5 protein-coding genes are annotated in these 3276 nt (G+C 50.8%); all 5 read left to right on the forward strand.

What is annotated here, in order from left to right; all coding sequences use genetic code 11:
• On the forward strand, positions 1-562 hold a 562-nt coding region (locus tag Q0117_RS00165), incomplete at its 5' end, for an acyl-CoA dehydratase activase (protein WP_297920871.1).
• Positions 513-815 (forward strand): 2-hydroxyacyl-CoA dehydratase family protein, encoded by a 303-nt coding sequence (locus tag Q0117_RS00170; protein ID WP_297920874.1) that lies wholly within the window; start codon positions 513-515, stop codon positions 813-815. The genes Q0117_RS00165 and Q0117_RS00170, both read left to right, overlap by 50 nt.
• A gap of 72 nt (positions 816-887) precedes the next feature.
• Positions 888-1748, forward strand: coding sequence for a substrate-binding domain-containing protein (locus Q0117_RS00175; RefSeq protein WP_297920877.1), 861 nt, complete (start codon positions 888-890; stop codon positions 1746-1748).
• Positions 1741-2517, forward strand: a complete 777-nt coding sequence (locus Q0117_RS00180; protein WP_297920880.1) for a 4Fe-4S binding protein — start codon at positions 1741-1743, stop codon at positions 2515-2517. Before Q0117_RS00175 ends, Q0117_RS00180 begins: the two co-directional genes overlap by 8 nt.
• On the forward strand, positions 2517-3276 hold a 760-nt coding region (locus Q0117_RS00185; RefSeq protein ID WP_297920883.1), incomplete at its 3' end, for a radical SAM protein. The genes Q0117_RS00180 and Q0117_RS00185, both read left to right, overlap by 1 nt.

Genomic DNA, 3276 nt, shown 5'->3' on the forward strand with positions numbered 1-3276 from the left:
TATGCATTTTATCGGTATCGACATCGGTTCGACCTCATCAAAGGTCGCCGTTATGAACGAGCACGGCAAATTTTGCGAACTGTTTTTGCTGCCAAGCGGCTTTAGCGCGGTTAGAGTCACGCGGCAGATCAAGCAAATTTTAGAGCAAAAAGGCTACGGCGATGGCTTCGTAACGGCTACGGGCTACGGACGCGTCAGCGTGGACTACGCGCAGCTTAGCATGAGCGAAATTTTATGCCACGGCCTTGGGGCTCACTTTTTGTTTGAGCCTGATTGTACCGTCATTGACGTGGGCGGGCAGGATACGAAAGCGATCAAGACCGAAAATGGCAAGCCCACGGACTTCATCATGAACGACAAGTGCTCGGCCGGCACGGGCAAATTTTTAGAGATCAGCGCGGGCCGCCTGGGGCTAGAGCTAAGCGAAATTTACAAAACTGCCCGCAAAAATCCCGCGATCAAAATTAGCTCAACGTGCACTGTTTTTGCGGAGAGCGAGATCGTCTCGCTAAGTGCAAACGAAGGGCGATCTAGTCGCAAATATCGCCGAACGCTACCTTAAAATTCCATGTTCGGTGATGTATCAAAACGACGCCAGAGGCGATATTATCAAGGAATTTATCCGCGAGTATCAAGCAGACGGCGTCATCGACGTCGTGCTAAGCGGCTGCCACACCTACGCGATCGAGACGAACAAGATCAAAGAGGCGAGCCGCGAAGCAGGAGTAAACTATATGTTGCTAGAGACCGATTATTCAAAACAGGATGTCGGGCAAATTCGCACGCGCTTGGAAGCGTTTATCGAGCTACTTTAATCGATACTGTTTGAAATTTTGAAATGAAGAATTTTTTAAATTTAAAAACAAACCAAAGAAAGGAGAGGTTGCATGAAATTTAAGGAGATAGACGAATCTCGTCGCGGCTTTTTAAAAGGAGCTTTGGCAGCGGCAGCCATCGCCGGGCCCGAATCGATGCTTGCTGGCTATACGCCGTTTAAGCCCGATTCGTTGCAGGTTTGGTCGTGCGGAGGACTATCCGAGGCTTTTGCGCAGATAAATCAGGCGTACGAGTCCAAAACGGGGCATAACATCCAGTACACCGGTGCCTTTGCTGGGGCGCTCGGAAAGTCGCTGCTAGCCTTGCAGGGCAAGACAGAGGTTTTCGGCGCCCGCGTTTTGGAGCTAAGCCAAAAACTGCGCAAAGCAGGCCTTAGCCTTCGCTTTAGACCGTTATGTTTTACCGACTACGTTTTAGTAGTGCCGAAGGGAAATCCCGCGGGCATTCGCGATCTGAAGGATCTAGCAGAACCCGGCGTGCGGGTGATGCTGCCGCTAAGGGCATCGCCTCCGGGCAGCGGACCGGTAAAGGGAATTTTGAAAAATTCCGGCCTTACTGAGCCGGTCATGAAAAATATGGTCGCCAACGGCTCATGCGTCATCCAGATGATGTGCGATCTGGTAGATGGCAAGGGTGATGCGTCCATAATCGAAAAGCGCCTAACGACGCACGATAGGTTTAAAGACAAGATCGAATATATGCCTATCGACGAAAAACTAATTCCGCCCGGGCCGCTTACCTTTACGCTAAATATCATGAAATACGTAAAGGACGAGAAGCTTGCCGATGACTTTGCGGACTTCGTCTGCTCCGTGGAGGGGCAGGAAATTTTCGAGCGACACGGCTTTACCTCCATCCATTCGGCGCGTGGGCTTGAACTCATAGAAAGGTTTGGTGTAAAAGATGTTTAGTATCGTAAATATGGCAAAGATGAAAAAAGTCTCTAGGCTAACTAAAATTCGTCGTTTGGTGCAGCTGATTTTTATCGGCGCGATCGGACAATGGGCGTATTATGGAATTTTTAGATGCCCATTTATCGTGCCTTTCGTAAACTGCCAATCCTGTCCGATCGTTACGTGCTGGGGGCGGATCGCGACCGTGTTTTTCGGCTTTTGGCTGTTTATACCCGTGCTGGTTATTTTCCTCGGGCGCGCGTTTTGCGGCTGGCTTTGCCCGGGCGGATTCGTAAATCAAATGCTCGGCAAATTTGCCGCTTTTAAGCTTAAGCTAAAAAATAACAGGAAGCTACGATATGCGCAAATAGGCATGGTTCTAGCCGTTTTGCTTAGCGCGGGCGTATATTTTATCTACGGCAATCCTCGCGTCATGATCCCTATCCGCACCAGCGACGAGTATCTCAACGCCGTTATCATGTCCTTTAAATTTTCCGACTGGTACTGGGCGGTTCGCACTGCCGTCGTCGTGGCTCTTATCGCCGCGTCCTTGATCGTCGCAAATTTATGGTGCCGCTTCGCCTGTCCGAGCGGCGGCATAATGGAGCTGCTGCGTAAAATTTCAATATTTCGCGTTTATAAAACAGATGCCTGCGATAACTGCAACGCCTGTTTGCGCAAATGCGAAATGGGCACGAGACCGGACGAGATGAACTGCACGAACTGCGGCGATTGTATGGACGTTTGCCACGTGGACGCTATCAAATTCGGAAGGAAAAAAGATTGATGAATTTTTTCGCCAAACCCTCTTTCGACAACCACCCCTGCTTTAGCAAAAAAGCGTCCGCCGCCTACGGGCGCGTGCACCTTCCCGTAGCGCCGCATTGCAATATCCAATGCAATTTTTGCAACCGCATCTACGACTGCGCCAACGAAAATCGCCCCGGCGTAACGGGGAGAGTGCAAAGCCCGGATGAGGCCGCGCTATACGTGGAAAATCTATTTAAATTTAGACAGGATATCTCAGTCATCGGTATCGCAGGACCCGGGGATCCTATGTGCGATGCCGACAAGACCCTAGCGACCTTTGAAAAATGCAAAGCCCGCTTCCCTCGCGCCCTACTTTGCCTATCCACAAACGGCCTGTCCCTGCCCGAGCACGTGGATGATATCGTGCGGATCGGCGTAAGCCACGTGACGGTGACCGTTAATGCCGTAACGCCGGGCGTAGGCGGCAAAATTTATGCGTGGGTGCGCCACAAAAACAAAATTTACCACGGCGAAGAGGGCGCTAAAATTCTTGGGGAGCGCCAAGAGGAAGGGATTCGCAAGCTAAAAGAAGCCCGTATGATCGTAAAGATCAATACGGTCGTAATCCCCGGCGTCAATATGAATCACGTCCCCGAAATCGCGAAAAAGGCCAAAGAGTGGCAGGCCGATATCATGAACTGCATGGCGATGATCCCCGTGCAGGGCACCCCTTTTGCAAATATCAAATCGCCATCAAACGAAGAAATTCGCAGCATGCGAAAGCTAATCGGCGGCT

Source organism: uncultured Campylobacter sp., from assembly GCF_937997535.1.
Taxonomy (GTDB): Bacteria; Campylobacterota; Campylobacteria; order Campylobacterales; family Campylobacteraceae; genus Campylobacter_B.